The sequence below is a fragment of the Pelagerythrobacter marinus genome, assembly GCF_009827515.1.
Taxonomy (GTDB): domain Bacteria; phylum Pseudomonadota; class Alphaproteobacteria; order Sphingomonadales; family Sphingomonadaceae; genus Pelagerythrobacter; species Pelagerythrobacter marinus.
The window spans coordinates 34607-60030 of the sequence record NZ_WTYO01000002.1 but is presented as its reverse complement, the minus strand read 5'-3'; the positions used below and the strand labels follow the sequence as shown (position 1 = coordinate 60030).

The 25424-nt window shown below is 67.7% G+C and carries 29 protein-coding genes, 2 tRNA genes and 1 pseudogene; 8 read left to right on the top strand and 24 right to left on the bottom strand.

Annotated features, from left to right (window positions below):
* Positions 1 to 9: 9 nt before the first annotated feature.
* Positions 10 to 972, bottom strand: a complete 963-nt coding sequence (locus tag GRI72_RS04115) for an AraC family transcriptional regulator (RefSeq protein WP_160732686.1) — start codon at positions 970 to 972, stop codon at positions 10 to 12.
* Positions 973 to 1055: 83 nt separating this feature from the next.
* On the opposite strand from GRI72_RS04115, the gene GRI72_RS04110 reads away from it, so the two are divergent.
* The gene (locus GRI72_RS04110) at positions 1056 to 2030 is read left to right on the top strand and encodes an SDR family NAD(P)-dependent oxidoreductase (protein ID WP_160732685.1); all 975 of its coding nucleotides are present in this window, start codon (positions 1056 to 1058) and stop codon (positions 2028 to 2030) included.
* 15 nt (positions 2031 to 2045) lie between these two features.
* On the opposite strand, the gene GRI72_RS04105 is transcribed toward GRI72_RS04110, so the two are convergent.
* The 4 genes from GRI72_RS04105 to grxC all read right to left on the bottom strand — a co-directional run bounded on the left by GRI72_RS04105 (position 2046) and on the right by grxC (position 3754).
* Positions 2046 to 2122: transfer RNA gene (locus GRI72_RS04105), tRNA-Arg, on the bottom strand.
* Positions 2123 to 2162: 40 nt separating this feature from the next.
* Positions 2163 to 2624 (bottom strand): DUF1178 family protein, encoded by a 462-nt coding sequence (locus tag GRI72_RS04100; RefSeq protein WP_160732684.1) that lies wholly within the window; start codon positions 2622 to 2624, stop codon positions 2163 to 2165.
* A 9-nt stretch (positions 2625 to 2633) separates the two neighbouring features.
* Positions 2634 to 3494 carry a carbon-nitrogen hydrolase family protein gene (locus tag GRI72_RS04095; protein WP_160732683.1) on the bottom strand — a complete coding sequence of 287 codons (861 nt, stop codon included), beginning with the start codon at positions 3492 to 3494 and terminating at the stop codon, positions 2634 to 2636.
* On the bottom strand, positions 3491 to 3754 hold the full coding sequence (grxC, locus tag GRI72_RS04090; protein ID WP_160732682.1) for a glutaredoxin 3: 264 nt from the start codon (positions 3752 to 3754) through the stop codon (positions 3491 to 3493). Before grxC ends, GRI72_RS04095 begins: the two co-directional genes overlap by 4 nt.
* Before the next feature lie 168 nt (positions 3755 to 3922).
* Here grxC and GRI72_RS04085 point away from each other — a divergent pair, with 168 nt between their 5' ends.
* A complete protein-coding gene (locus GRI72_RS04085) occupies positions 3923 to 4420 on the top strand; it encodes an Hsp20 family protein (RefSeq protein ID WP_160732681.1) in 498 nt (165 codons plus the stop codon).
* Between the two features lie 478 nt (positions 4421 to 4898).
* On the opposite strand, the gene GRI72_RS04080 is transcribed toward GRI72_RS04085, so the two are convergent.
* Positions 4899 to 6533 (bottom strand): CTP synthase, encoded by a 1635-nt coding sequence (locus GRI72_RS04080; RefSeq protein ID WP_160732680.1) that lies wholly within the window; start codon positions 6531 to 6533, stop codon positions 4899 to 4901.
* A gap of 91 nt (positions 6534 to 6624) precedes the next feature.
* Entirely contained in the window at positions 6625 to 7002 is a 378-nt protein-coding gene (gene secG, locus GRI72_RS04075) for a preprotein translocase subunit SecG (protein ID WP_202388930.1), read from the bottom strand.
* 152 nt (positions 7003 to 7154) lie between these two features.
* Here secG and GRI72_RS04070 point away from each other — a divergent pair, with 152 nt between their 5' ends.
* The gene (locus GRI72_RS04070) at positions 7155 to 8579 is read left to right on the top strand and encodes a glutamate ligase domain-containing protein (protein ID WP_160732679.1); all 1425 of its coding nucleotides are present in this window, start codon (positions 7155 to 7157) and stop codon (positions 8577 to 8579) included.
* Here the strand turns inward: GRI72_RS04070 and GRI72_RS04065 are convergent.
* On the bottom strand, positions 8576 to 9520 hold the full coding sequence (locus GRI72_RS04065) for a DUF808 domain-containing protein (RefSeq protein ID WP_160732678.1): 945 nt from the start codon (positions 9518 to 9520) through the stop codon (positions 8576 to 8578). The two genes, GRI72_RS04070 and GRI72_RS04065, sit on opposite strands and share 4 nt — an antisense overlap.
* A gap of 218 nt (positions 9521 to 9738) precedes the next feature.
* Between GRI72_RS04065 and rpsF the strand changes: the two genes are divergently transcribed.
* The 4 genes from rpsF to GRI72_RS04045 all read left to right on the top strand — a co-directional run bounded on the left by rpsF (position 9739) and on the right by GRI72_RS04045 (position 12549).
* Entirely contained in the window at positions 9739 to 10104 is a 366-nt protein-coding gene (rpsF, locus tag GRI72_RS04060; protein WP_160732677.1) for a 30S ribosomal protein S6, read from the top strand.
* Positions 10104 to 10328 carry a 30S ribosomal protein S18 gene (rpsR, locus tag GRI72_RS04055; RefSeq protein ID WP_160732676.1) on the top strand — a complete coding sequence of 75 codons (225 nt, stop codon included), beginning with the start codon at positions 10104 to 10106 and terminating at the stop codon, positions 10326 to 10328. The genes rpsF and rpsR overlap by 1 nt, the downstream gene beginning before the upstream one ends.
* Before the next feature lie 13 nt (positions 10329 to 10341).
* Positions 10342 to 10983 carry a 50S ribosomal protein L9 gene (gene rplI / locus GRI72_RS04050; RefSeq protein ID WP_160732675.1) on the top strand — a complete coding sequence of 214 codons (642 nt, stop codon included), beginning with the start codon at positions 10342 to 10344 and terminating at the stop codon, positions 10981 to 10983.
* 126 nt (positions 10984 to 11109) lie between these two features.
* Positions 11110 to 12549: an AMP nucleosidase gene (locus GRI72_RS04045; RefSeq protein ID WP_160732674.1), complete on the top strand. Its 1440-nt coding sequence runs from the start codon at positions 11110 to 11112 to the stop codon at positions 12547 to 12549.
* A 63-nt stretch (positions 12550 to 12612) separates the two neighbouring features.
* On the opposite strand, the gene rimK is transcribed toward GRI72_RS04045, so the two are convergent.
* The 11 genes and pseudogenes from rimK to trmD all read right to left on the bottom strand — a co-directional run bounded on the left by rimK (position 12613) and on the right by trmD (position 21158).
* Positions 12613 to 13518, bottom strand: coding sequence for a 30S ribosomal protein S6--L-glutamate ligase (gene rimK / locus GRI72_RS04040; protein ID WP_160732673.1), 906 nt, complete (start codon positions 13516 to 13518; stop codon positions 12613 to 12615).
* A gap of 10 nt (positions 13519 to 13528) precedes the next feature.
* Entirely contained in the window at positions 13529 to 13972 is a 444-nt protein-coding gene (locus GRI72_RS04035; protein WP_160732672.1) for an ATP-dependent zinc protease family protein, read from the bottom strand.
* Positions 13973 to 14033: 61 nt separating this feature from the next.
* Positions 14034 to 15881 carry a M2 family metallopeptidase gene (locus GRI72_RS04030; protein ID WP_160732671.1) on the bottom strand — a complete coding sequence of 616 codons (1848 nt, stop codon included), beginning with the start codon at positions 15879 to 15881 and terminating at the stop codon, positions 14034 to 14036.
* Positions 15882 to 15993: 112 nt separating this feature from the next.
* Positions 15994 to 16749: an alpha/beta fold hydrolase gene (locus GRI72_RS04025; protein WP_160732670.1), complete on the bottom strand. Its 756-nt coding sequence runs from the start codon at positions 16747 to 16749 to the stop codon at positions 15994 to 15996.
* A gap of 12 nt (positions 16750 to 16761) precedes the next feature.
* Positions 16762 to 17493 carry a hypothetical protein gene (locus tag GRI72_RS04020; protein WP_160732669.1) on the bottom strand — a complete coding sequence of 244 codons (732 nt, stop codon included), beginning with the start codon at positions 17491 to 17493 and terminating at the stop codon, positions 16762 to 16764.
* A pseudogene (locus tag GRI72_RS04015) lies at positions 17490 to 17591 on the bottom strand (2-hydroxychromene-2-carboxylate isomerase); the annotation flags it as partial. The gene GRI72_RS04020 and the pseudogene GRI72_RS04015, both read right to left, overlap by 4 nt.
* A 64-nt stretch (positions 17592 to 17655) precedes the next feature.
* Positions 17656 to 18093, bottom strand: coding sequence for a GyrI-like domain-containing protein (locus tag GRI72_RS04010; protein WP_160732668.1), 438 nt, complete (start codon positions 18091 to 18093; stop codon positions 17656 to 17658).
* Positions 18090 to 18737, bottom strand: coding sequence for a 2-hydroxychromene-2-carboxylate isomerase (locus tag GRI72_RS04005; protein ID WP_160732667.1), 648 nt, complete (start codon positions 18735 to 18737; stop codon positions 18090 to 18092). Before GRI72_RS04005 ends, GRI72_RS04010 begins: the two co-directional genes overlap by 4 nt.
* Before the next feature lie 32 nt (positions 18738 to 18769).
* On the bottom strand, positions 18770 to 19795 hold the full coding sequence (locus GRI72_RS04000; protein ID WP_160732666.1) for an aspartate-semialdehyde dehydrogenase: 1026 nt from the start codon (positions 19793 to 19795) through the stop codon (positions 18770 to 18772).
* Positions 19796 to 19944: 149 nt separating this feature from the next.
* Positions 19945 to 20319, bottom strand: a complete 375-nt coding sequence (rplS, locus tag GRI72_RS03995) for a 50S ribosomal protein L19 (RefSeq protein WP_160732665.1) — start codon at positions 20317 to 20319, stop codon at positions 19945 to 19947.
* A complete protein-coding gene (gene trmD / locus GRI72_RS03990) occupies positions 20316 to 21158 on the bottom strand; it encodes a tRNA (guanosine(37)-N1)-methyltransferase TrmD (protein WP_160733208.1) in 843 nt (280 codons plus the stop codon). The genes rplS and trmD overlap by 4 nt, the downstream gene beginning before the upstream one ends.
* Before the next feature lie 42 nt (positions 21159 to 21200).
* On the opposite strand from trmD, the gene GRI72_RS03985 reads away from it, so the two are divergent.
* On the top strand, positions 21201 to 22127 hold the full coding sequence (locus GRI72_RS03985; protein ID WP_160732664.1) for an NAD(P)/FAD-dependent oxidoreductase: 927 nt from the start codon (positions 21201 to 21203) through the stop codon (positions 22125 to 22127).
* Here GRI72_RS03985 and GRI72_RS03980 read toward each other — a convergent pair.
* From GRI72_RS03980 to GRI72_RS03960, 5 genes are all read right to left on the bottom strand, one after another.
* Positions 22114 to 22641 carry a hypothetical protein gene (locus GRI72_RS03980; protein ID WP_160732663.1) on the bottom strand — a complete coding sequence of 176 codons (528 nt, stop codon included), beginning with the start codon at positions 22639 to 22641 and terminating at the stop codon, positions 22114 to 22116. The two genes, GRI72_RS03985 and GRI72_RS03980, sit on opposite strands and share 14 nt — an antisense overlap.
* Positions 22642 to 22696: 55 nt before the next feature.
* Positions 22697 to 23185 (bottom strand): ribosome maturation factor RimM, encoded by a 489-nt coding sequence (rimM, locus tag GRI72_RS03975; RefSeq protein ID WP_160732662.1) that lies wholly within the window; start codon positions 23183 to 23185, stop codon positions 22697 to 22699.
* 10 nt (positions 23186 to 23195) lie between these two features.
* Entirely contained in the window at positions 23196 to 23675 is a 480-nt protein-coding gene (gene rpsP / locus GRI72_RS03970) for a 30S ribosomal protein S16 (protein WP_160732661.1), read from the bottom strand.
* A 40-nt stretch (positions 23676 to 23715) separates the two neighbouring features.
* Entirely contained in the window at positions 23716 to 25149 is a 1434-nt protein-coding gene (gene ffh / locus GRI72_RS03965) for a signal recognition particle protein (protein WP_160732660.1), read from the bottom strand.
* Positions 25150 to 25334: 185 nt separating this feature from the next.
* Positions 25335 to 25410, bottom strand: a tRNA-Ala gene (locus tag GRI72_RS03960).
* Positions 25411 to 25424: the final 14 nt, after the last annotated feature.

The window sequence follows — 25424 nt, the reverse complement described above, 5'->3', positions numbered from 1 at the left end:
CCCGGCCACTCAGCCGCAGGACTGCTCCGGCTGCGCGCCGCGGCGATAGGCGCTCGGCGTACAGCCCATCGTGCGGCGGAAGGCCGCGCTGAAGGCCCCTTCGGAAGCATAGCCTGCCGCGTAGCCGATCGTCGCCACGCTATCCCCGCTGCGCCGCAAGCGGTCCGCGGCAAGCTGCATCCGCCAGCGAGCGAGGTAATCGAACGGCGTGCGGCCGACGACGCGGCGAAACCGCTCTGCAAAACTGGTCCGCGACATGCCGGCGGCCGCGGCCAGATCGGCCAGGGTCCAGCGCCGCGCCGGCTCGCCGTGGATGGCGCGCAGCGCGCGGCCGAGGCGCGGGTCGGCAAGGGCCGCGAGCCAGCCCGATCCCCGCCCCCCGGACAGCCACAAGCGCAAGACCTGGAGCAGCATGATCTGCGCCAGGTGATCGCCCATCAGCCTGCTGCCGGGCGCGCCCTCGGCCAGTTCGGTGGCCAGCTGGGCCAGCGACCAGCGCAGCACGGCCGCCTGGTCGCTCGCCCGGCTGACATGGACGATCGCCGGAAGTTCGCCGAACAGCAGGCCGGCGTGATCGCCGTCGAAAGCGAAGCGCCCGCCGACGAGGAAGAAGTCCTGCCCGCCCTGGAAGGTGGCGATGCCGTCGCTGGCGCGGTCGTAGATCCGGGCCGATTCGACCTCGGGCAGCGAGAGGTCCGTCGCCATGCGGAACGGCCTCCCGCGCGTCAGCAGGAAGCAATCCCCGGCCGCGATCCGCCGCGGTTCGGCGCCGTCCACCGATACCCAGCAGGCCCCGTGGATAACGGCGTTGAACTTCACCCCTTCATGCCCCGGGAACCGGATCGCCCAGTCCCCGCCCGCGCGCAGGCCGGCGCTGACCGCCGTCCGCGGCCGCAGCAGGGAAAGGATATCCGATAGAGGGTCCAGGGGGTGTTCCGAATGCTCGCGAAAGAGTCGCGGACCATAGCGCATGGATCGTCCGTGTGCCGAGCGCCATCTTCGCCACCGCGTGTCGGCCGAGCCGCGGCGGCGCACCGACTGACCGGAGAATCCCCATGACAGACAGGCAGCATCCACTGGGCAGCGGCTTCGGCGCCCGTTCGACCGCGGGCGATGTCCTCGCCGGCATCGACCTCGGCGGCCAAAGAGCGGTCGTGACCGGGGGCCATTCCGGCCTGGGGCTGGAGACGACCCGGGCGCTGGCCGAAGCTGGCGCCGACGTGATCGTCGCCGCGCGCGACACGGCCGCCGCGCGATCCGCGACCCGCGGCCTCGCCAGGGTGACGGTGGCAAGGCTCGATCTGGCCGACCTGGCCAGCGTACGCCGTTTCGCGAGCCACTATGCCGGGGCAGGCGGGAAGAACGGCGCGGCAATCGACATCCTGGTCAACAATGCCGGCGTGATGGCCTGCCCCGAAACCCGGCTGGGCCCGGGATGGGACGCGCACTTCGCGATCAACCACCTCGGCCACTTCGCGCTGACGAACCTGGTCTGGCCCCTGCTTGCCGATGGGGCACGGGTGGTCTCGGTGTCTTCGGCCGGCCATCACTACTCACCCGCGCGGTGGGACGACCTGCATTTCGAAGCCGGCTACGACAAGTGGCTGGCCTACGCCCAGTCCAAGACCGCCAATGCCCTGTTCGCGGTTCATCTCGACCGGCTCGGCCGCGAGCGGGGAATCCGCGCCTTCTCGGTCCACCCGGGCAAGATCTTCACCCCGCTCCTGCGCCATGTCGGCCGCGACGAGATGGTCGCGGCGGGCTGGATCGACCGCGACGGCAACCCCGCCGACCCGACGTTCAAGAGCCCCGCGCAGGGGGCGGCAACGCAGGTCTGGGCCGCGACGTCGCCCCTGCTCGCCGGCCTCGGCGGTCTCTATTGCGAGGACTGCGATGTCGCGCGGCGGAACGACACGGCGGAAGCGACCCTGGAGGGAGTGAAGCCTTACGCCACCGACGAAGCGGCCGCCCGGCGCCTGTGGGATCTCTCGGCGGAAATGACCGGGATCGGCCCGGGACAGTCGGGCTGAACGGCAGGATGGCGGTGGTGCGCCCGACAGGATTCGAACCTGTGGCCCCCGGATTAGGAATCCGATGCTCTATCCGACTGAGCTACGGGCGCACGCGGCACGCCGTTTAGGGGACGGGGCGCTGGCTGGCAATCAGTTGAGTTCGTCCGGCTCGGCCACCGGGAACGGCAACGGGGCGACCGAGATTCCCTCGTCGAGCAGTTCCTGCGCTTCCTTCAACGTGGCCTTGCCGTGGATCGCCTCCAGGTCCTTCTCGCCGTAATGCATGGCGCGCGATTGCTCGGCGAAACTGTCGCCCACCCACTTGCTGTTCTCCAGCGCCTTCGCCTGGGCGCGGGCCAGCGCCTTCATCGCCTTGCGGACTTCGGGCGGGATCTCGCCGTTCGTCACCTGCCGGCGGGGCGCGGGCCGCTCTTCGCGCTGGTTGCCCTTGGCCGGAACCGCGGGCGCCATCGGGGCCTTCGCCACCTTGTCCGATCCGCATTGCGGGCAGGCGACGAGGCCGCGCGCCTGCTGATCGGCAAAGTCGTCCGAGGAACCGAACCACCCTTCGAACCGGTGGCCCTCGATGCAGGAAAGGTCGAAAACGATCATCGCGGCGCGCTACTCAAGGATTTCGCGGCGGTTGGCAAGGCTGGGCACCTGGCGACGGGCCTCCGCGATCCGCGCCGGATCGATCTCCGCGAAGCCGAGCCCGGCCTCCTCCCCGCCCATGTCGAGCAGGACTTCGCCCCAGGGGTCGACGACCAGGCTGTGGCCATAGGTCCGGCGGCCGTCGGCGTGGCGGCCGACCTGGGCCGCGGCCACGACGAAAGCGCTGGCCTCGATCGCGCGGGCACGCTGGAGCACGTGCCAGTGCGCCCGGCCGGTGGGGACGGTGAAAGCCGCGGGGATCGCGATCGCGTCGCACCCGGCGCGGCCCAGCGCGTCGAACAGCGCGGGAAAGCGCAAGTCGTAACAGACCGCCAGCCCCAGCCGGCCCAGCGGCGTGGTGGCGGTCACCACCCGGTCGCCGGGGCGGTAGGCGTTCGATTCGCGCCAGCTTTCCCCGCTCGCGAGATCGACGTCGAACATGTGAATCTTGTCGTAACGGGCGGCGATGGCGCCGTCGGGACCGACGAGGTAACTGCGATTGGCCCAGCGGGGCGCCTCGGCGCCACGGACTGCGCCCGCCCCCGCCCCTTCCGCCGCGGGGTCGAGCGCGACGGCGAGCGAGCCGAGCGCGACCCAGATCCCCTGCGCGGCAGCTTCCTCGCGCACGGCGGCCAGCACCCGGTCTTGGTCCTCGCGCGCGATTGCCGCGGCGGCACGCTTGCGATCGCGGTCGAGAAGGCCGGACATCTCGGGCGTGAAGAGCATTTCGGCCCCTTCCCCCCCGGCCTGGCGCACGGCATCCACGATCGCCGCGGCGTTCTGCGCGGGATCGATTCCCGCGGTCATCTGGAACAGCGCAATCCGCGTCATCCGGCGAGCAGGTCGTCGAGCTTGCCTTCGCGTTCGAGCGCATGAAGCTCGTCCGAGCCGCCGACGTGAACCTCGCCGATAAAGATCTGCGGCACGGTGCGGGCGGCCGGGGCGCGACGGGCCATCTCTTCGCGGTCGGGGCCGCCCATCGTGATATCGTACTCGGTATAATCCACGCCCTTGTCGTCGAGCAGGCGCTTGGCACGGTAGCAGTAGCCGCAACCGAACTTGGTATAGATGTCGACTTTGGGCGTAGCCATTGAATATCCTCGATTCTTCCCCGCTGCTAAGGCCCTTGAACGGGTCGCAGCGCATCCTATCTGGCAAGTGGAGGCGCGTGCCGCAATGGACGTGCCCTCCAATCGAACGGGGTGCCGGATAGCCGGGCCCCACACAGTGTCAAATTGCTCCAAGGAGGATTTGTTTCGATGAACCGTTTCGATTTCAGCCCCTATCGCCGCTCGACCGTCGGGTTCGATCGCCTGTTCGACCTGCTCGAACGGCAGGCCCGCAGCAATTCGGGCGACAACTACCCGCCGTTCAACATCGAGCGGCGCGGCGAAGACAATTACCGCATCACGCTCGCCGTCGCGGGTTTCCGCCCCGGCGACCTGGACATCACCGCCCAGCAGAACCTGCTCGTGATCCAGGGTCGGAAGCGTGAAGAGGGCGAAGACGATGCCGAAATGCTCCATCTCGGCATTGCCAATCGCGGCTTCGAACGCCGGTTCGAACTGGCCGATTTCGTCCGGGTGGAAAATGCCCGCCTCGAAGACGGCCTCCTGGCGATCGACCTCGTCCGCGAAGTGCCCGAGGCGATGAAGCCCAAGAAGATCGCCGTGAACGGGCAGAAGACGCTCGAAGTCGTCCGCGACGACAAGGATGGCGACGGCGACGAGCCGGAAAAGGCCGCCGACGCGGCCTGACCGAAGGCGCACCCTGCCCCGGCGGGGTGCGCTCCCCCCTTTTTCGCTTCGATTCCGCAAGGAAGGCGTGCCCGCCCAGGTCATCGGGCCCGTGACGCGGCGCGCGGGCCTCTGTGCGGCGCCTGCCTTCACGGGCGATATACTTGTGCAATGGGCAGCGGGGCGGACCGTTGGGGGCAGGCCCGAAAGCCTGCCCCCGCGACGCAAGCGCCGCCCTGCCCGGTGACTGGATCGTCCGGGTCGCAGAAGACGATCAAGTTCGTGGCAAGCCAGGTCGCACGCGTCCGGCGTGCGAATTGCCGTGCATTCGGGCCCGAGGCCCTGCCCCTGCACCTTGCGCCAATCGCGCCAAAAGTAAAGCGCGCACGCAACCTTTGTTAACCCGCTGTGCCAGTATCGCACGGGATATTGCGCGTCCCACGTGGCCGTGCCGACCGGGCTTTACGCGCTGGCCGGGGGCGTTCCCCGGTGCTTTCGGTCAGACGAGGCGCGACTGGTCGAGCGCGGCGGCGACGAACCCGGCGAACAGCGGATGGGGATCGAACGGCTTGGATTTCAGCTCCGGGTGGAACTGGACGCCGACGAACCAGGGGTGGTCGGCCCGCTCGACGATCTCGGGCAACAGCCCGTCGGGCGACATGCCCGAGAAGATCAGCCCGCCCTTCTCCAGCGGCTCGCGATAAGCGGAGTTCACCTCGTAGCGGTGGCGATGACGCTCCGAAATATCGGTCGCCCCGCCGTAGATCTGCGAGACGCGGCTGCCCTCTGTCAGGCGCGCCTCGTAGGCGCCGAGGCGCATCGTTCCGCCGAGGTCGCCGCCCACTTCGCGCTTCTGCAGGCCCTCCTCGCTCATCCACTCGGTGATGATGCCGACGACCGGCTCGGCCGTTTCGCCGAACTCGGTCGAGGAGGCCGCGTGATGCCCGCCGCTGCGCGCGCCCTCGATGCAGGCCATCTGCATCCCCAGGCAGATCCCGAAGAACGGCACCTTGCGTTCGCGGGCGAAGCGGACGCTGGCGATCTTCCCTTCCGACCCGCGCTCGCCGAACCCGCCGGGCACGAGGATGCCGTGCAGCGGCTCCAGCCGGGCGGCGATCTCTGCGTCGTCCTCTTCGAAGACTTCGGCGTCGATCCAGCGGATATTGACCTTGGCCCGGTTGGCCAGGCCGCCGTGGACGAGCGCCTCGTTCAGCGACTTGTAGGCATCGGGCAGGCCGACGTACTTGCCCACGACGCCGATCGTCACCTCGCCCTCGGGGTTTTCGTAGCGGTCGACGATATCGTGCCAGGCGGCGAGATCGGGCTGCGGCGCGTCGGTAATGCCGAAACCGCGCAGGACCTCGCCGTCCAGCCCCTCGGCATGGTATTGCAGCGGCACCGCGTAGATCGACGACGCGTCGAGCGCGGGGATAACCGATTCCTGCCGCACGTTGCAGAACTGCGCGATCTTGCGCCGCTCGCTGTCGGGCAGCGGGTGTTCACAGCGGCACAGCAGCACGTCGGGCTTGATCCCCAGGCTGGCGAGTTCGCGGACCGAATGCTGCGTCGGCTTGGTCTTCAACTCGCCGGCCGCCGCGATATAGGGGACCAGCGTGACATGGACGCTGAGCGTCTGGTCCGGTTCCAGCTCGTTCCTGAGCTGGCGGATCGCCTCCATGAACGGCAGTGATTCGATGTCGCCGACCGTGCCGCCGATCTCGCACAGGATGAAATCGTGATCGCCCTGGTCGGCCAGCGCGAATTCCTTGATTGCGTCGGTGACGTGGGGGATCACCTGGACCGTCGCGCCCAGGTAGTCGCCGCGCCGTTCGCGCGCGATGATCTGCTGGTAGATCCGGCCCGAGGTGACGTTGTCGCTCTGGCGCGCGGAAACGCCGGTGAAGCGTTCGTAATGCCCCAGATCGAGGTCGGTCTCCGCCCCGTCGTCGGTGACGTAGACTTCGCCGTGCTGATAGGGGCTCATCGTCCCCGGATCGACGTTCAGATAGGGGTCGAACTTGCGAATGCGGACCTTGTAGCCGCGCGCCTGGAGGAGCGCGCCGAGGCTGGCCGCCATGAGACCTTTGCCGAGCGATGAAACCACGCCGCCGGTGATGAAAATGTACCGCGCCATGGGAGTCGGGCCTTAAGCGTGCGAGTGGAGTCGGGGCAAGCGGAATGCGGCGGGCCATGGCCCGCAATCCACATTTCCTGCGATTGCGGGGTTATTCGCTCGCGCCGGCGAGCGGATCGTCGGCACCGGGCGCCGGATCGGCCGCCGGTGCCGTCGGCTGAGCCGTGCCGCCCGCGGCCTGGCCCAGCGGATCGGCCGGGAGCGAGCGATCCAGGGTCGAGGTAATGCTGTCCTGCCCGCCCGATTCGGCGGCGATCGCCGCCAGCGCGATCGACAGGGCGACGAACAGGATCGCCAGCCACTTGGTCGCGCGCGACAGGAAATCGGCCGCGCCCCTCGCGCTCATCAGCCCGGTCGGGCTGCCGCCGATGCCGAGGCCGCCGCCTTCGGACCGCTGCATCAGGACCACGCCGACCAGGGCGGCGGCGACAATCGCCTGGAGCACGAAGAGGAAAAGGAACAGGGACATCTATCAATCTCGATCGGTTCGCCGGCGCGGGGCGCGCGGCACTGTCTGCGCCCGGCATCTAGGGATTGTGACGCGGCGGGGCAAGCCGCCGATTGGCCCGCGCGGTCGAGCGCGCTTGTATCGGCCCCGACAACTGAATACCAACCCGCGCGATGCATGAAATCCCCACGACCGAAGAGCTTTTCGCCCGCCCGTTCTTTTTCTGCGGGATCGGCGGATCGGGCATGTTGCCGCTGGCCCAAATCGTGAAGGGGCGCGGGGCCGAAGTCGCCGGCAGCGACCGCAGCCGCGACCAGGGGCGCACGCCGGCCAAGTTCGCGGCCCTCGAAAGCCAGGGATTCGCGCTGCACCCGCAGGACGGCAGCGGCATCGTCTCCGACCGGCAGATCCTGGTCGCCTCGGCCGCGGTCGAGGACAGCGTGCCCGAGATCGTCCGGGCCAACGAACTGGGCTGCCTTCGGATGAGCCGCGCGCAGCTCAACTCGATCCTGTTCAACACCGCCGGCGCCGGGCTGGCCGTGGCGGGGACGAGCGGGAAGTCCACCGTGACCGGGATGCTGGGATGGATCATGCACGCCGTGGGCCGCGATCCCACGGTGATGAACGGCGCGGTGATGAAGAACTTCGTATCCGACGAACGGCCCAATGCGAGCGCGCTCGTCGGCGGGAAGAGCATCTATGTCAGCGAAGTGGACGAGAGCGACGGGTCGATCGCGCTCTATCGCCCGGCGATCGGCGCGCTGCTAAACGTCAGCCTCGACCACAAGGAAATGGACGAACTGCGCCAGCTGTTCGGCGACTTCCTCGGCCGCAGCCGGATCGCGGTGATCAATGCCGACGACGAGGAGGCCCTGGCCCTCCTGCCGCGCGCGAACGAGGTGATCACGTTCGGGATCGCGCAGGAAAAGGCGCAGATCGGGGTCGTGCCCGGTTCGGTCGCCGAAGGGCCGATCCGCCAGGCCGCGCTGGTCGTCGATCGCCACGACGGCAGCGAACACGCGCTGACGCTGAACATGCCGGGCCGGCACAACCTGTCGAATGCGCTGGCGGCGATTGCCGCCGCCGCGGCCGCCGGCGTGCCGGTGGCCGCCGCGGTTGCCGCGCTGGCGGATTTCCGCGGTCTCGCGCGCCGGTTCGACATGGTCGGCATTTCCGCCAGCGGCATCACCGTGATCGACGACTTCGGGCACAACCCCGAAAAATGCGCCGCCACCCTGCGGACGCTGAAGGCGCACGAAGGGCGGGTGATCGCCTTCTTCCAGCCCCACGGCTATGGCCCCTTGCGCCAGATGGGGGCCGAACTGGCCGAAACTTTCGCGCGCGAGCTTGCCGCCGAAGACCGGACGATCCTGTGCGATCCGGTCTATTTCGGCGGCACGGTCGATCGCAGCCAGGGCAGCGAGCGGATCGTGCGCCTGATCGAGGAAGCCGGGGGAGAGGCCGAATATATCCCCTCGCGCAAGGCCTGCGGCGACCGGATCGTGTCGATCGCGCGCCCGGGCGACCGGGTGGTGATCATGGGCGCGCGCGACGACACGCTGGGAACGTTCGCGCGCGACCTGCTCGCCCGCCTCTAGTGCGCCTCGCCCCCCAGGCCCAGGACCTTGTGCAGAACGAAGGCGATCGCGCCGCCGAGGACGAGGCCGAACAGGGCCGACAGGGCCGCGTAAGTCGCCCAGCCCAGGATGCCCGATAGCGCGCCGGTCGCCCCTTCGACCGCGTGCTGCACCGCGTGGGCCCAGTCGGCCGGGGCGTGCAGGCCCAGTTCGTGCAGCCCGTGAAGGATGATCCCGCCCCCGACCCAGAGCATCGCGACCGTCCCGATCAGCGAGAGCGCGACGAGCAGTTTCGGCATCGCGGCCAGGAGGAACCGGCCGACCCGGCGCGAGAGCGTCGATTCGCGACCCGCCAGGTGCAGGCCGACGTCGTCCATCTTCACGATCAGCGCGACCGAGCCGTAGACGACCACGGTTATGACCGCGCCGACCAGCGCGAGGACCGCCGCGCGGGTGAGGAATGTCTCGACCGCGACTTCGTTGAGCGTGATCGCCATGATCTCCGCCGACAGGATCAGATCGGTGCGGATCGCGCCCGACACGCGCTTCTTCTCGAACGCGGCCGGGTCCTCGATCGGATCGTCCAGCGTCTTCCCGTGCTTCGCGCCGCCCAGCTTCTCCAGGACTTTCTCCGCCCCTTCGTAGCTGAGATAGGCCCCGCCGAGCATGAGGACGAAGATGATCGCCGCCGGCAGGAACTCGCTGAGCAGCAGGGCGCCGGGCAGCAGGATCAGCAGCTTGTTCCTGAAGCTGCCCTTGGTGATCTTCCAGATGATCGGCAACTCGCGCGCGGGCGAAAGCCCGGTGACATAGGAAGGCGTGACCGCCGCGTCGTCGATCACGACCCCGGCCGCCTTCGTGCCCGCGCGGCTCGCCGCCACGCCGACATCGTCGATCGAGGCGGCCGCCGTGCGGGCAATCACGGAAACGTCATCGAGCAGGGCCACCAGTCCGCCGGGCATCGAACCTCCTGTTTCGCAAGCTTTCCCCTGCCCTGCCGCGAGCCACCGGCCGGCACAAGCCCAACCTTGGCCTTGCATTCCGCGCCCAGGCCGCTATGTGCGCGCCTTCCTGCCGCCCGGCGACCGCAGTCGCCCGGCAGGAAAGAAGAAAGCCGGAGGGGCCCCGCAATCCCGCGGATCAGCCAGCGATCGGCATTGCAGAGTGAAGGAAGCGAAGCATGGCTCTCTACGAGCATGTCTTTCTCGCGCGGCAGGACCTGAGCCAGAGCCAGGTCGACGCGCTGGCGGCAACCGCCACCGAAATCGTCGAGAAGAACGACGGCAAGGTCACCAAGACCGAGACCTGGGGCCTCAAGAGCCTCGCGTACAAGATCGACCGCAACCGCAAGGCGCACTTCGTGCTGCTCAACATCGAGGGCCCCGGCTCCGTTGTCGAGGAACTGGAGCGCCAGACCCGTATCAACGAAGACGTCATCCGCTACATGACCGTGCGCGTCGAAGAGCACGAGAGCGGCCCCAGCGTGATGATGCGCAAGAGCGACCGCGACCGCAAGCGTCGCGCCGACCGCGAGGAGCGCGACTGATGGCCCGTCCGTTTTTCCGCCGCCGCAAGTCCTGCCCGTTCGCGGGCAAGAACGCGCCGAAGATCGATTACAAGGACGTGCGCCTGCTCCAGGGTTTCATGTCCGAACGGGGCAAGATCGTGCCCAGCCGCATCACCGCCGTCAGTGCCAAGAAGCAGCGCGAACTCGCCAAGGCGATCAAGCGCGCGCGGCACATCGGCCTGCTGCCCTACGTCGTGAAGTGAGAGGAGAATAGACATGGACATCATCCTCCTCGAACGCATCGGCAACCTGGGCAACATCGGCGATGTCGTGACCGTCAAGGACGGCTACGCCCGCAACTTCCTCCTGCCGCAGAAGAAGGCGCTGCGCGCCAACGACGCGAACCGCAAGGTCTTCGAAGCGAACCGTGAACGCCTGGAGAAGGAAAACGCGGAACGTCGTGGCGAGGCCGAGAAGCAGGGCGAAAAGATCGACGGCGTCGAGATCGTCCTGATCCGTGCCTCGTCCAATGCCGGCCAGCTCTACGGGTCGGTCAACGTGCGCGATATCGTGACCGGCCTGGCCGACAAGGGCCACGAGATCGACAAGCGCCAGGTCGTCATGGGCCACCCGATCAAGACCATCGGCATGCACGATGTCACGATCACGCTGCATCCGGAAGTTCACGTCACCGTCAAGGCCAACGTGGCCCGCTCGGAGGACGAGGCCGAACTGCAGAGCCAGGGCATCGACGTGATCGCGCAGATGTTCGAAGACGAGCAGAAGGAAATCGAGGAAATGGCCCAGGCCAATGCCGTCGATCCGACGCTCGAACCGGGCGAGATCCCGGCCGACATGCTCGAACAGGATGCCGGCGAAGGCGAAGCCGCGGCCGAGGAAGAGACCGGCGAAAGCTGATCTCCCGCGCCCGGCGCAAGCCCGGAACAATCGAAAAAGGCGCGGCCCTTCACAGGGTCGCGCCTTTTTTCATGCGGCTGGCCGGCGGACTTTGAATTGTCACGCGGGCGGCGCTATCTGCCCCCGATGGAATCACCCGAAAAGATCATCGAAGACCTGATCCGGCTCTACGACGAGTCGGTCGAACGGCTCCGCGCCGATATCGTCGCCTTCGCGCGCGAGGGCACCCTGCCCAAGCCCGAAAAGCGCAGCGACGGCAGCTATGCCTACCCCGAGATTCGCCTGCGCTTCCGTGGCGGGGCCCGCCCGGCCGACAGCAGCCGCGCCTACGGCCGGCTCAACGCCCCGGGGATCTATGCCACGACCGTCACCCGGCCCCGGCTTTTCGCCGACTACCTGGCCGAACAGCTGCGCCTGATCGCCAGCGATTACGACGTCGATTGCGAAGTCGGCGCCTCGCGCCAGGAAATCCCCTTTCCCTACGTGCTCGACGGCGATGCCGGGGCCGAGCTGGCCGGCATCAGCCCCAACGAGCTGGCGCGGCATTTCCCCGCGACCGAGCTGGCCGACATCGGCGACGAGATCGCCGACGGCTACGAGCTGGGCGCGCCGGGCGATCCGTTCCCCCTGTCGCTGTTCGACGGGCTGCGGACCGATTTCAGCCTCGCGCGCCTCGCGCACTATACCGGCACCGACCCGGCGCATTTCCAGCGCTTCATCCTCTTCACCAACTATCACCGCTACGTCGACGAGTTCGTGGACTGGGCCGGCGCGCAGCTGGGCAACGACGACTGCACCGCGCTCGCCGGGGCCGGCGGGCTCTATATCGACACCCCGCGCGAGAATGCCCGGGCCGAGCTGTCGGACACCGCATGGCGCCGGCACCAGATGCCCGCCTATCACCTGATCGGCAAGAACCGCGGCGGGATCACCCTGGTCAACATCGGCGTCGGCCCGTCGAACGCCAAGACGATCTGCGACCACCTGGCCGTGCTGCGGCCCGAGGCGTGGCTGATGATCGGACACTGCGGCGGCCTGCGGCCGAGCCAGAAGATCGGCGACTACGTGCTCGCCCATGCCTACTTGCGCGACGACCACGTGCTCGACCCCGTCCTGCCGCCCGAGATCCCGCTGCCCGCGATCGCCGAAGTCCAGCAGGCGCTCGCCAAGGCGGCGGAGGACGTCAGCGGAACGCACGGGGCCAACCTCAAGCGGCGAATGCGCACCGGCACCGTGGTGACGACCGACGATCGCAACTGGGAACTGCGCTATACCCAGTCGGCCCGCCGCCTCTCGCTCAGCCGCGCGGTCGGGATCGACATGGAAAGCGCCACCATCGCCGCCCAGGGCTATCGCTTCCGCGTCCCCTACGGCACGCTCCTGTGCGTGTCGGACAAGCCGCTCCACGGCGAGATCAAGCTGCCCGGCCAGGCGAACAAGTTCTACGAAGAAGCCATCGCCGCCCACATGCAGATCGGCGTCACGACCTGCCGCCTCCTGCGCGAGGAAGGCAACCGCCTGCACTCGCGCAAGCTGAGGGCGTTCAACGAACCGCCGTTCCGGTAAGGCGCTGGATGCCGGCCTTGCCGTCGCCGCCGGATCAGGCCCGGGCGACGGAGAGAGGTTCCCTCACCCCTTCCCCTTCGTCCTGGTTTTCCAGGCCTTGGCATTGGCGGCGACGAAATCGATGATCATGCCGGCGATGTCCTTGCCCGTCGCGGCCTCGATCCCCTCGAGACCGGGCGAGGAATTGACTTCCATGATCACCGGGCCGTGATCGCTGCGCAACATGTCCACGCCGCAGACGTTGAGGCCCATCTTGCGCGCGGCGCGCACCGCGGTCGAGCGTTCTTCGGGCGTGATCTTGATCAGCTTCGCACTGCCACCCCGGTGGAGGTTGGACCGGAAATCGTCGGGGGCGCCGGTGCGCTGCATCGCGGCGACCACCTTGCCCCCGAGCACCAGCGCGCGGATATCGGTGCCGCCGGCTTCCTTGATGAATTCCTGCACCAGGATGTTGACGTTGGCCCCGCGGAACGCCTCGATCACCGACTTCGCGCTCGCTTCCGTCTCGGCCAGGACGACGCCGATCCCCTGCGTCCCCTCCAGCAGCTTGATCACCACCGGCGGCCCCTTGACCGACCGGATCACTTCCCCGGTCTGCTTCGGATCGTGGGCGAAGGCGGTCAGCGGCAGGCCGAGGCCATGCTTGGCAAGGATCTGCATCGAACGCAGCTTGTCGCGGCTGCGCCCGATCGCGACGCTTTCGTTCAGCGGCCAGACCCCGGCCATCTCGAACTGGCGCAGGATCGCCAGGCCGTAATTGGTGATCGATGCGCCGATGCGCGGGATCACCGCGTCATATCCGCTCACCGTTTCGCCGTTGTAGCTGACGGTCGGCCGGTGGCTGGCGATATGGACGGTACAGCGCAAGGTGTTGAGAATGTCGAGCGTGTGCCCCCGCTCCTCCGCCGCCTCGACCAGTCGCCGGTGCGAATAGAGTTCCGCATTGCGCGCGAGCATGGCGATTTTCATGGCTGCAAGATCATGGTTTGTAGCCTTTTTCCACCTCGAGCCCGGGGGTTTGAAGCCACGAATGCCCCGAGTCGACGACGAACCGGCACCTTAGCGCAGAACGGCCGACAAGCATCGGGAATTTCATGTCCGAACGATCGGCAAGGCTGATCTCGGCACGGAATTCGAGATTACCGATCCTCAGTGGCGTCTTGATGACATAGCGAAACTGGGTCTTGCCGTTGGAACTGGTGATGCCGCGCCTGTCGACGTGCACCGCCTCGCACACCTGGCGGACGTGCTGGCGTTCAAAATCGACCGCGAAACGCACGTATTCCGCGCCGTCGCGTGCGAACTTCTCCAGCACGACGCCATGGAGCGAGGATGTCCGCGCCCCCGTGTCGATCTTGGCCGGGACATTGTGCAGCCCCAGTTCGGGCAGGTGGACCAGCTCGCGCCAGCCCACCGTCGCCATGCGCGTTTCCGGGCCGCTCAAGCGCGCATCGCCCGGCCGCCGCACCCGCCCGCCGGCACGCTCACCATCCGGAGGGCTTGCCCTTGTTCTGCTCGTCCAGCCATGCCTTCAGCGGGGCGAAATATTCGAGCATCGGCCGCGCGCTCATCTCGCGCGTGCCGGTGAAGGCCTCCAGAGCGTCGGGCCAGGGCTTGCTCGCGCCCATTTCCAGCATCGCGTTGAGATTGCGGCCGACTTCCTCGTTGCCGTAGAAGCTGCAGCGGTGCAGCGGCCCGTCCCATCCGGCCTGCTTGCACGCTGCCTCGTAGAACTGGAACTGCAGGATCCGCGCGAGGAAGTAACGCATGTAGGGTGTGTTGCCGGGGATGTGGTACTTCGCGCCCGGATCGAAGGCATCGGCCGGGCGCTCCACCGGCGGCTCGATCCCCTGGTAATCGCGCTTCAGGTCGACCCAGGCGGTGTTGTATTCCGCCGGGCTGATCGAACCGTCGAACACGCCCCAGCGCCACTTGTCCACCAGCAGGCCGAAGGGAAGGAAGGCGACCTTGTCCATCGCCTGCCGGAGCAGGAGGCCGATGTCCTTGTCCGCTCCCGGCACCTGGCTGCGATCGAGCAGGCCGATCTGCACCAGGTATTCGGGCGTGATCGACAGCGCGATCATGTCGCCGATCGCCTCATGGAAACCGTCGTTCGCGCCGTTCAGGTAGAGATAGGGCTGGTCCTTGTAGGCGCGCTGGTAATAGTTGTGGCCCAGCTCGTGGTGGATCGTGACGAAATCGTCGGCGTTCACCTTGATGCACATCTTGATCCGGATATCGTCCTTGTTGTCGATGTCCCATGCGCTGGCATGGCAGACGACCTCGCGGTCGGCCGGCTTGGTGAACATCGAGCGTTCGTAGAACGTCTCCGGCAGGGGTTCGAAGCCGAGCGAGGAGAAGAAGTCCTCGCCCGCCTTGACCATGTCCAGCGGGCCCTTGCCCTGCGCTTCGAGCAGTTCGCCGATGTCGTATCCGAGTTCGCCCGCGCCCTCGGGCGCGACGAGCGGGTAGATGTTGCCCCATTCCTGGGCCCACATGTTGCCCAGCAGGTCGGCGCGGATCGGCCCGGCAGGCGGCTGGACCGCATCGCCGTATTTCTCGTTCAGCTTCCAGCGGACGTAAGTGTGCAGCGCCTCGTAGAGCGGGCGGGTCTCTTCCCACAGGCGGTCGGTCACGGCGGTGAATTCGCCCGGGTCCATGTCGTAGCCCGAACGCCACATCGCCCCGACATTGTCGAAGCCGAGCTCGGCCGCGCCCTCGTTGGCGATCTCGACCAGGCGGGCGTAGTCCTCCTTCATCGGCGCGCCGACATTGTCGTGCCAGCTGGCCCACATCTCGGCATATTCCTCGGGCGTGTGGTCGAGATTGCCCATCTCGGCCTCGATGTCGGAGCCGGAGATCGGCTCCCCGTTCAGCGTGCCCTTGCCCTTGCCGTACTGGCTCTGCAGGTCGGTCGCGATCCGGTTCAGCTCGCCCGCCGCGCCCTCGGTCGTCGGAGCGGGCAGGACGATCCCGTTGCGCAGGATGTCAAGCTTGCGCGCGACATCGGGGTCGAGCCCTTCGACCTGCGCGAACTTCGCCGCCTCGAGCGCGTAGTTGACCGACTTCTCCGTCCCCTCGGCCCCCACTTGCGCCGCGAGCGCATTGGTGTCGTGCGTGATGTAGGTGGCGTTCACCCAGTAGACCCGGCTCGCGCGCACCGAGTAGTCGAACAGGTCCTGTTCGACCATCTCGACCCATTCGGCCGCGCCTTCGGGCGTCATCGGGTAGTGCGCGGTGGCGGCGGCGCTTTCCTGGCCCCCCTGCTGCGCGGCGGCAGGCGTGGCAAGCGATACGGCGAGCGCGGCGAGTGCGACGGATGCGAATTTCATGGCGGTGGCGGTCCTCTCTCGATCGGCAATGCGGTTTCCGCAGATACCGGTTTGTTAGCCGCAGCGCGAGGTGAATCAAGCCGATAGGCGCGTCGGCCCGCCAGCCGGAACCTCAGCCGCCGAGAAAGGCGACCAGTTCGTCGCCCAGCGCCCCCTCGGTTACCGAGCCCATGTGCGTGCCGGGAATCGTGACGTGGCGGGCATCGGGCAAAGTCGCCGCCAGCCGTTCGGCGGAGCCGTTGTCGTCGTCCTTGTCCCCGCACAGGACGAGCGTGGGCATCGTGATCCGCGCCAGTTCCCCCGGGTCGGTGTCGTCCACCGCCTGCAACAGCAGCCGCGCGGCGACGCGGTCGATCTTCATCGTCTTCATGAAACTGACCGGCATGAAGGCGGGATCGCCGCGCTTCACCTGGTCGAAACGGTCGATCGCATCGATGAAATAGGCGGCCCGGCGATTCCACCCGGCCAGCCCCTCCAGCCCCATGCCGGCCAGCACCAGGCGGCGAGGGCGCTGCCCCTCGATCACGGAACGGGCCGCGGTGCGGGCGCCGAGCGAGAACCCGACGAGATCGTAATCGTCCAGCTCCAGCGCGGCGACCAGCGCCGCGACATCGCGCGCCAGGACACCGGGCGGATAGCTTTCCGGGTCGTGCGGCTTGCCGCTTGCCCCGTGCGCGCGCAAGTCGGGCATGATCGCCTCGAACCCCGCGTCCGCCAGCTTGCCCGCGTGGCCGAAGCGGACCCAGTTCATCTCCGCGCTCGAGAACAGGCCGTGGAGCAGCAGGACCGGGCGCCCCGCTCCCATCCGGTGGACGGCCAGTTCGGTGCCGTCGAACGAAGAAAACGAAAAACTTCTTTGCGTATCCATTCGATCCATGGGTCAGTGTTCAAAGACACTCACCGGAGCCCTACCGTATCCCGGATCACGCCGTAACCCGGGATCGTCGGCAACGCCAGGTCCGTGCGACAGCGTGTTCGATCGAGGTGCTGGCAGTGCGATTTTTGCGCTGTCGATGATTCGTCCAGTGATCAAGTCGACACCAATCACCTTCGCGTCATCTTCTGTGGGCCAGACAATCATTCCGACCGTATTGTTGCCTCGAACTGTCGGCAGATCGACGTACCGTACATCTTCTGCGACTACAGTGCGGGTCATCGCAGGCAAAGCGCCAACGATCAAATCGGCTCGCCCCTGAGGATACTGAGAAGAACTCGCGACCGAAGCTACGTAACCGACAACCTTGGGCTCTTCACCCCCATGATCGAAGATCAGTTCGAACATTATGAGCGAATCTTGTGGGCTCACCGCAAGTTCGACAGATTCGCCCGATTTTGGATTCACTAGCGTAACTCCTCCAAGATCATCGCGTTCATTGTCATCGCCTTCCTCGTAGTATGCAACGAGTTGACCGTCAGCGGTGTCGATCCCTTGCCCTATCAACCGAGAGATTTTGTTGTGTTCCGAACCGTAGGGTCTTCCCTCGGTCCGGCTATCATCTGAGTATGGCCAATAGCCAGAAAGCAACATCAGGATCGCGGATCCGATCACGATCAACGCAATGGCCACCGCGTTGAAACGACCGAGACAGAAGAAAAATCTCTCCCAGTTCACCGTTCCACAAGCCCTTTCTGTTCCATCCGCCATTGCGCCATTGCGATCCGGTCCTGGCCGAAGAACGGCTCCCCGTCGATAACCAGCGTGGGCACCCCAACGGCCAGCTCGGTGCCGTCGAACGCGGTGACCGTCTGGTGTGAAAGCTCGCCCATGCCGGACCTATCGATCGCTGTCGCGCTGCGAGACGACGAGGTGCGCGCGCATCGGCGGCGATCCGTCGCGGTGATGTTCGTCGAGCATGTCCGGCCCGCCGGGCCGCCGGGCCAGGCCGCGCGCGTCGCGCGTCGCCTGCAATTCGCCATAGACGCCGGTGGCGTCGCCGCCCGCGTGGTCGGCGCTCAGGCTGGACAGGGCAGGCAGATCGAGGCTCTCCAGCCCCGGCACGACCTCTTCCGATTCAATCCCGACGAAATGGCGGAAGCCGTCGGGGCGATCCTCCCACGAAACGCCCCAGAGCGTCTCCGGGCGCTCTCCCAGCTTGCTCTCCAGCTCCTCCATCAGTCGGCGAATGGCGCCCGCCGCCGCCTCGGCATATGTTCCTTCCCATGCCAGGCCCGCCAGGCGGCGGGGCGGATGTTCGGTCAGCATCGCGGTCATCGTTTCTCCAGTCCCTTCTGCTCCATCCTCCACCGGGCGATGGCGATCCGGTCCTGCCCGAAGAACGGCTCGCCGTCGAAAACCAGCGTCGGCACGCCCCAGTGGCCGGCATCCTCCAGCGCCTGCTGGTTCGCCGCGATCTCGGCGTCGAGCGTTTCGGGCTCGGCCGCCACCTCGCGGTCCAGCTCGGCGAGGTCGAGCCCGGCCCGCTCTGCCGCCCCGGCGAGGTGATCGCCCTCGTGCCAGTTTTCCGCCCCGCCCCAGATCAGCTGCGCGGCCTCGTGCGCGAAGGCCAACCCCCGGCCCCGCCGCGCCGCCGCCTGCCCCAGCCGCGTGATCCGGCGGATATAGGGCTGCTCGGGCGCGATCCGGCGGGTCGCCACGTCCTGCACGATCGGATCGGGGCGCGGCAGGGCGAAGGGGATGTCGTGGAACTGTGCCACGCGCGCCATGTCGAGAAAGGTGTATTGCAGCCAGTTCGGATGATTGCGCTCGAAGAAATCCGGCTGACGGATGGCCAGCGGATAGACGGGACGCAGCGAGATATCCACCGCGCAGTCCCTCGCCATCGCGCGATAGCGGCCGATGGCGAGGTAGCTGTACGGGCTGCGGAAGCTGAAATAGAGTTCGGCGGACAGGGTCATGCGGCGCCTTGTGCCGCAAGGCCCGGCGCGCGTCACCCCTTCTTCAGGTGCCGCCGGCCGAGCAGTTCGGCGATCTGCACCGCGTTGAGCGCGGCGCCCTTGCGCAGGTTGTCGCTGACGCACCACAGCGTCAGGCCGTTCTCGACCGTAGGGTCTTCGCGCACGCGGCTGATATAGGTCGCGCCGTCGCCCGCGCTCTCGACCGGGGTGACGTATCCGCCGTCCTCGCGCTTGTCGACGAGCATGATTCCCGGCGCCTCGCGCAGGATATCCATCGCCGCCTCGGCCGAAAGCTCGCTCTCGAACTCGATATTGACCGCTTCGGAATGGCCGACGAAGACCGGCACACGCACGCAGGTGGCGTTGAGCTTCACCTTCGGATCGAGGATCTTCTTGGTCTCGACCACCATCTTCCATTCTTCCTTGGTCGAACCGTCGTCCAAGAAGACGTCGATGTGCGGGATGACGTTGAAGGCGATCTGCTTGGTGAACTTCTTCGGATCGACCGGGTCGCCGACGAAGATCGCGCGGCTCTGTTCGAACAGCTCGTCCATCCCCGCTTTCCCCGCGCCGGACACCGACTGGTACGTGCTGACGACGACCCGCTTGATCGTCGCCGCGTCGTGCAGCGGCTTGAGCGCGACGACGAGCTGCGCGGTCGAGCAGTTGGGATTGGCGATGATGTTGCGCGCGGTATAGCCGTCGATCGCGTCGGGGTTCACCTCCGGCACGATCAGCGGCACGTCCGGCTCCATCCGGTAGAGCGAGGAATTGTCGATCACCACGCAGCCGGCGGCGGCCGCCTTGGGCGCATATTCCTTCGCCGGGCCGCTGCCGGCGGCGAACAGGGCGATGTCCCAGCCGGTGAAATCGAAATGCTCGATGTTCTTGCACTTGAGCATCTTGCCGGTGTCACCGAATTCGACCTCGGTCCCCACCGAACGCGAGCTGGCCACCGCGGCCACTTCGTCGCAGGGAAACTCGCGCTCGGCGAGAATCTGCATCATCTCGCGCCCGACGTTCCCGGTCGCGCCGACGATTGCCACCCGATATCCCATCTGCTGCTCCTAGCTGGTTCCGGTCGCGTGCCTAGCGCCCCGCGGGGCGCGCGCAACCGCAATTGAAATTGTGCCGGGCCAAGCAAAAGGGGCGCCCCGACCCTGTGCCGGAGCGCCCCTTCGCTTGTCTCGTTCCCGGTCGGAGGCTGTCAGGCCTTCGCGGTCGGGCGACTGTCGCGGCGCTCGGCGATGCGGGCCGATTTACCGGTGCGGCCGCGCAGGTAGTAGAGCTTCGCCCGGCGCACGACGCCGCGGCGAACCACGGTAATGCTGTCCACGACCGGCGAATAGAGCGGGAACACGCGCTCCACGCCTTCGCCGAAGCTCATCTTGCGCACGGTGAAGTTCGAACCCATGCCGCGGTTCGAACGGGCGATCACCACGCCTTCGAAATTCTGCACACGCTCGCGCGTGCCTTCGACGACCTTCACGCCGACGCGCACGGTGTCGCCGGCGCGGAATTCGGGAATGTCCTTCCCGAGGTTCTCGATGGCTTCGGCCTCGAGCTGCTGGATCAGGTTCATTTGCCTGGTCTTCCTACGTCTTTTCGCTGCGCGCCAGAGGCAGGTCGGTCCCGAGCGTCACAGTAACGCTCCCAAAGGTCCGGCCTGCGTGACCGTGTGTCATCCTCGCTGCGTTGCCTGCGCCACGCCGCGATCTTCGCATGATCCCCCGATCGCAGCACTTCAGGGATCCTGCGCCCTTCCCATTCGACAGGTCGGGTATATTGCGGGTATTCGAGAAGCCCTTCCTCGAAGGATTCCTCGGCCCCGCTCGAAGCCGCGCCCATTACGCCCGGAAGCAGGCGAATGCAAGCGTCGAGAATCGCCAGCGCGGCCGGCTCTCCGCCCGAGAGCACCACGTCGCCGAGACTGACCTGCTCGATCTGCGGCCGCGCTTCGAACAGGCGCTCGTCGAACCCCTCGAACCGGCCGCACAGGATCACCACGCCCGGGCCCGCCGCCAGCTCGCGAATCCGCGCCTGCGTGATCGGCTCGCCGCGCGGCGTCATGGCGAGGATGGGCCTCTCTCCCTCCCCTTCACGGGAGAGGGTCGGGGGGAGGGGGTCGCCCGCTACCTGTGCCGCGGCCCCCTCTCCCAACGCTCTCCACCGGAGGGGAGAGGGCTTCGCCAGCACCGAATCCAGCGCCCTCGCCAGCACGTCGGCCTTCAGCACCATGCCCGCCCCGCCCCCGGCCGGCGTGTCGTCCACCGTGCGGTGCCGGTCGGTGGCGAAATCGCGGATCTGCACGCTCTCGCAGGCCCAGTCGCCCCGCTCCAGCGCGCGCCCGGCCAGCGAAACGCCGAGCGGCCCGGGAAACATCTCGGGATAGAGCGTTAGAATGGTGGCGGCAAAAGTCATGACCACGCCCATGCGCCAGGCGGAAGGGGATTAGCAAGCAGGATGGACGACTGCATCATCATCGGCGCCGGCCCGGCCGGCCTGACCGCGGCGATCTATCTCGCGCGCTATCATCTCTCGATCCGGCTGTTCGACTGCGGCACCAGCCGCGCGGCCTGGATACCGTGCACCCACAACCATGCCGGCTATCCCGACGGGATCGCGGGCAAGGAGCTTCTGCGCCGGATGAACGCGCAGGCGCGCAAGTACGGCGCCCTGCGCGAGGAAACGCGGGTCGAGCATCTGGCCAAGGCCGGCGACCGCTTCACCGTGGGCACCGCGGCGGGAACCTTTACCGCGCGCACCGTCCTGCTCGCCACCGGGGTCGTCAACCGCCGGCCCGATGCCCTGGCCGACGAGCTGCACGACGCCGCGCTCGCTCGCGGGCTGATCCGCTATTGCCCGGTCTGCGACGGATACGAGGTCACCGACCGCAAGGTCGCGGTGATCGGCACCGGAAAGCATGGCACGGCGGAAGCGCTGTTCCTGCGCGGCTTCACCGCCGATCTGACGCTCGTCAGCCCCCACGGCGACCACGACCTCGACGCGGAGTGCTCGGCCCGGCTCGACGACGCGGGGATCGCCCGCGTTCCCGGCCCCTGCGGCGGCTTCGCGATCGAGGGCGATCGGCTGGCTTTCGACACGGCCGAACGGCGCATGTCCTTCGAAAGCGTCTATCCGGCGCTCGGCACCCATGTCCGCTCCGAGCTGGCGGGGCTGGCCGGGGCCGGGACGAGCGAGGATGGCTGTATCGCGGTCGACGATCACCTGGAAACGAGCGTGCCCGGCCTGTTCGCTGCCGGCGACGTGGTGATCGGGCTCGACCAGATCAGCCACGCGATGGGCCAGGCCGGGGTCGCCGCGACGACGATCCGCAACCACCTGGCGCGCGAACGCCCGCTCCGCCGTCAGCCCGTCAGCCGCACTTGACGAAGACCACGCCGTCCCCGGTGATCGGCTGACCGGCGAGCGTCACCTCGCGTTCGCCGGACGACGGCATGACGGCTAGCCCGTCGGGGCCGCGCGCCGCGATCGGAAGCGGCGGAATCCCCTCGTCCCAGCGCAGGGCCGGGTCTTCGCCCAGGGCGACGCGCCCGGTGGCGGGGATGCCGTTGACGCTGGTTTCGATCACGTGGTCGCCGCCGCGATTGGCGCGGACCTGGAAATCGGGCCGGTCGCAGTCGGCCTCGACGCCCTTGGCGACCCACGAACCACGCACGTAGGACGCGGTGAGCGGAATGCTGCCGGTCCGCGCCGGGTCGCGATCGCGCGCAGGCTCCGCCGGCGCGTTGTCGGGAGAGCCTGCCGGGCGGTCGATATCGTCAATCGCGCCGGCATCGGTGTCGGCACCGGCATCGGCCGGTTCGCCGGAGGGTTCCGGCGCGCCGCAGGCGGCAAGCGCGAGGAGGAAGGGCAAGGCGGTCACGATCGGTCGCTGTATCATGCCCTTTCAGCGAGGGAGCAGCGCCGCAGTTCCGCAAAATCTCGCCGGGTGCCGGCTATTGCTCCGCGAAAGCGGCGGCGACGACCAGGCGCGCCGCGTCCCAGCCGGGAACGGCCGCGTCGATCAGCGGCACCATGAACCGCTTGCCATCGGGCCGCTCGATCTCGACCAGGTCGGTCGCGCCGAAGTTCTCGACCGCGACGACGGTGCCGAGCGGCTCGCCACCCTCGGTCTGGGCGGAAAGGCCCAGCAGGTCGGCGTGGTAGTACTCGCCGTCGTCGAGCGCGGGCAGCGCGCTGCGTGGAACGGTGAGGGCGGTGCCGCGCAGGCGCTCGGCCGCGGCACGATCGGCAACCTCGGCGAAGCGGGCGATCGCCCCGCCCTTCCTGTCGCTGCGGACTTTCAGCAATGTCAGCGCGCCATCGTTGAAGGCCTCGTGCGCGCGCAGCGAATCCACCCCGTCGCCGAACAGCTTGAGGCGGACTTCGCCCGTCACGCCATGCGCGCCGGCGACGGCGGCAAGGGTGACGGGCCTGTCGTTCATCGCGAGGCGCTCAGCCTTCCGACTTCTCTTCGCTCGATTCGTCGGCGGCCGGCGCTTCCTCGCCAGCAGCGTCCTCGGCCGGCGCTTCCTCGGCCGGTGCTTCGGCAGCGGCCTTGGCCTCTTCCTCGGCCGCCTTCTTGGCTTCCTCGGCCTCGGCCAGCTTCGCGGCCTTTTCCTCGGCGCGTTCCTTGGCCTTCTCGCCCGGCTCGGCCTTGTTCGGGTTGTTGCGCGCGGCACGCTCGCGGATACCGGCGGCGTCGAGGAAGCGGGCGACGCGGTCGCTCGGCTGGGCACCGACGCTCAGCCAGTAACGGGCGCGGTCCTCGTTCAGCTGGACGCGCTTCTCGTCGTCCTTGGCGAGCAGCGGATTGTAGGTCCCGATCTGCTCCAGGTAGCGGCCGTCGCGCGGCTTGCGGCTGTCGGCCGCGACGATGCGGTAATAGGGCCGCTTCTTCGCGCCACCGCGCGAGAGACGAAGTGCAATTGCCATTGTACGTTACCTTTCCAAAGTAAATTTCTGAATAAACGAATTATTTCTTCGATCCAGGGAGGCCGGGAAGCCCAGGCATCCCGCCCGGCCCCGCGCCCGGGCCGCCCAGGCCGGGCATGGCGGCGCCCATGCCGCCGCTGCCCAGCAGCGCGCCGAGCCCCTTGAGGCCACCCATCTTCTTGATCTGCTTCATCGCGCGGCTCATTTCCTGGTGCATCTTGAGCAGCTTGTTCACGTCCTGCACCTGCAGGCCGCTGCCGGCCGCGACGCGCTTCTTGCGCTTGGCGTTCATCAGCGCCGGGTTGGCGCGTTCCTTGGGCGTCATCGACCCGATGATCGCGTCCATGTGGACAAGGACCTTGTCGTCCATCCCCGACTGCGACAGCGCCGCCTTGGCCTTCTTCATCCCGGGCAGCATCCCGGCCAGCATTCCCAGGCCGCCCATGTTCTGCATCTGGCGCAGCTGGGTGCGCAGGTCGTTGAGGTCGAACTGCCCCTTGGCCATGCGCTTGGCCATGGCCTCGGCCTCTTCCTCCTTGATCGTCGCCGCCGCCTTCTCGACCAGGCTGACGACGTCGCCCATGCCGAGGATGCGGCCGGCCACGCGCTTGGGATCGAAGGCCTCGATCGCGTCGAGCTTCTCGCCCGTGCCGGCGAACTTGATCGGCTTGCCCGTGACATGCCGCATCGAGAGCGCGGCGCCGCCGCGCGCATCGCCGTCCATCCGGGTCAGCACGACGCCGGTCAGCGGCACTTCCTCGGTGAAGCTTCTGGCGACGTTGACCGCGTCCTGCCCGGTCAGCGAATCGACCACCAGCAGGACCTCGGTCGGCGTGGAGACGCCGGCGACGGCCTTCATCTCGGCCATCAATGCCTCGTCCACGTGCAGGCGGCCGGCGGTGTCGAGCAGGAGGACGTCGGCCGATTGCAGCTTCGCCGATTCCATCGCCCGGCGGGCGATATCGACCGGCTGCTGCCCGGCGACGATCGGCAGCGTCGCCACGCTCACCTGCTCGCCCAGCACCGCCAGCTGCTCCTGCGCCGCGGGGCGATTGACGTCGAGCGAGGCCATCAGGGCCTTCTTGCCGTGACGTTCCTTCAGCAGCTTGCCCAGCTTGGCGGTCGTCGTGGTCTTGCCCGAGCCCTGGAGGCCGACCATCATGATCACGACCGGGGGCTTCGCCTCGAGCGTGAGGCCTTCGACCTCTTCCCCGCCGAGCATCTCGACCAGCTCGTCGTTGACGATCTTGACGACTTGCTGGCCGGGGGTGACCGACTTGAGAACCTCGGTCCCGATCGCCTTCTCGGTCACGGCATCGATGAAGCGGCGCACGACCGGCAGCGCGACGTCGGCTTCGAGCAGCGCGACGCGCACTTCGCGCATCGCATCGCGCACGTCCTGTTCCGACAGCGCCCCGCGACCACGCAGGCGGTCGAACACGTTGCCGAGCCGGTCGGACAGGTTGTCGAACATCGCCTACTCCATAAAGGTCTGCGGCCCGGTCGGCGGGCCAAACGCGAAAAACGCCGGCGGACGAAACCTCGTCGGCCAGCGTGGGGCGAACCCCTTGTAAACCCAAATTCCTATCCGGGTATGTCGAGATCCGGTCAGCGGCGGCGCGAAGGCCCCGATGGCCGGATGTCGGCAGATCCGGTAACTGGTGGAGCCGAGGGGGATCGAACCCCTGACCTCTACAATGCCATTGTAGCGCTCTCCCAGCTGAGCTACGGCCCCGTTCCAGTCATGTT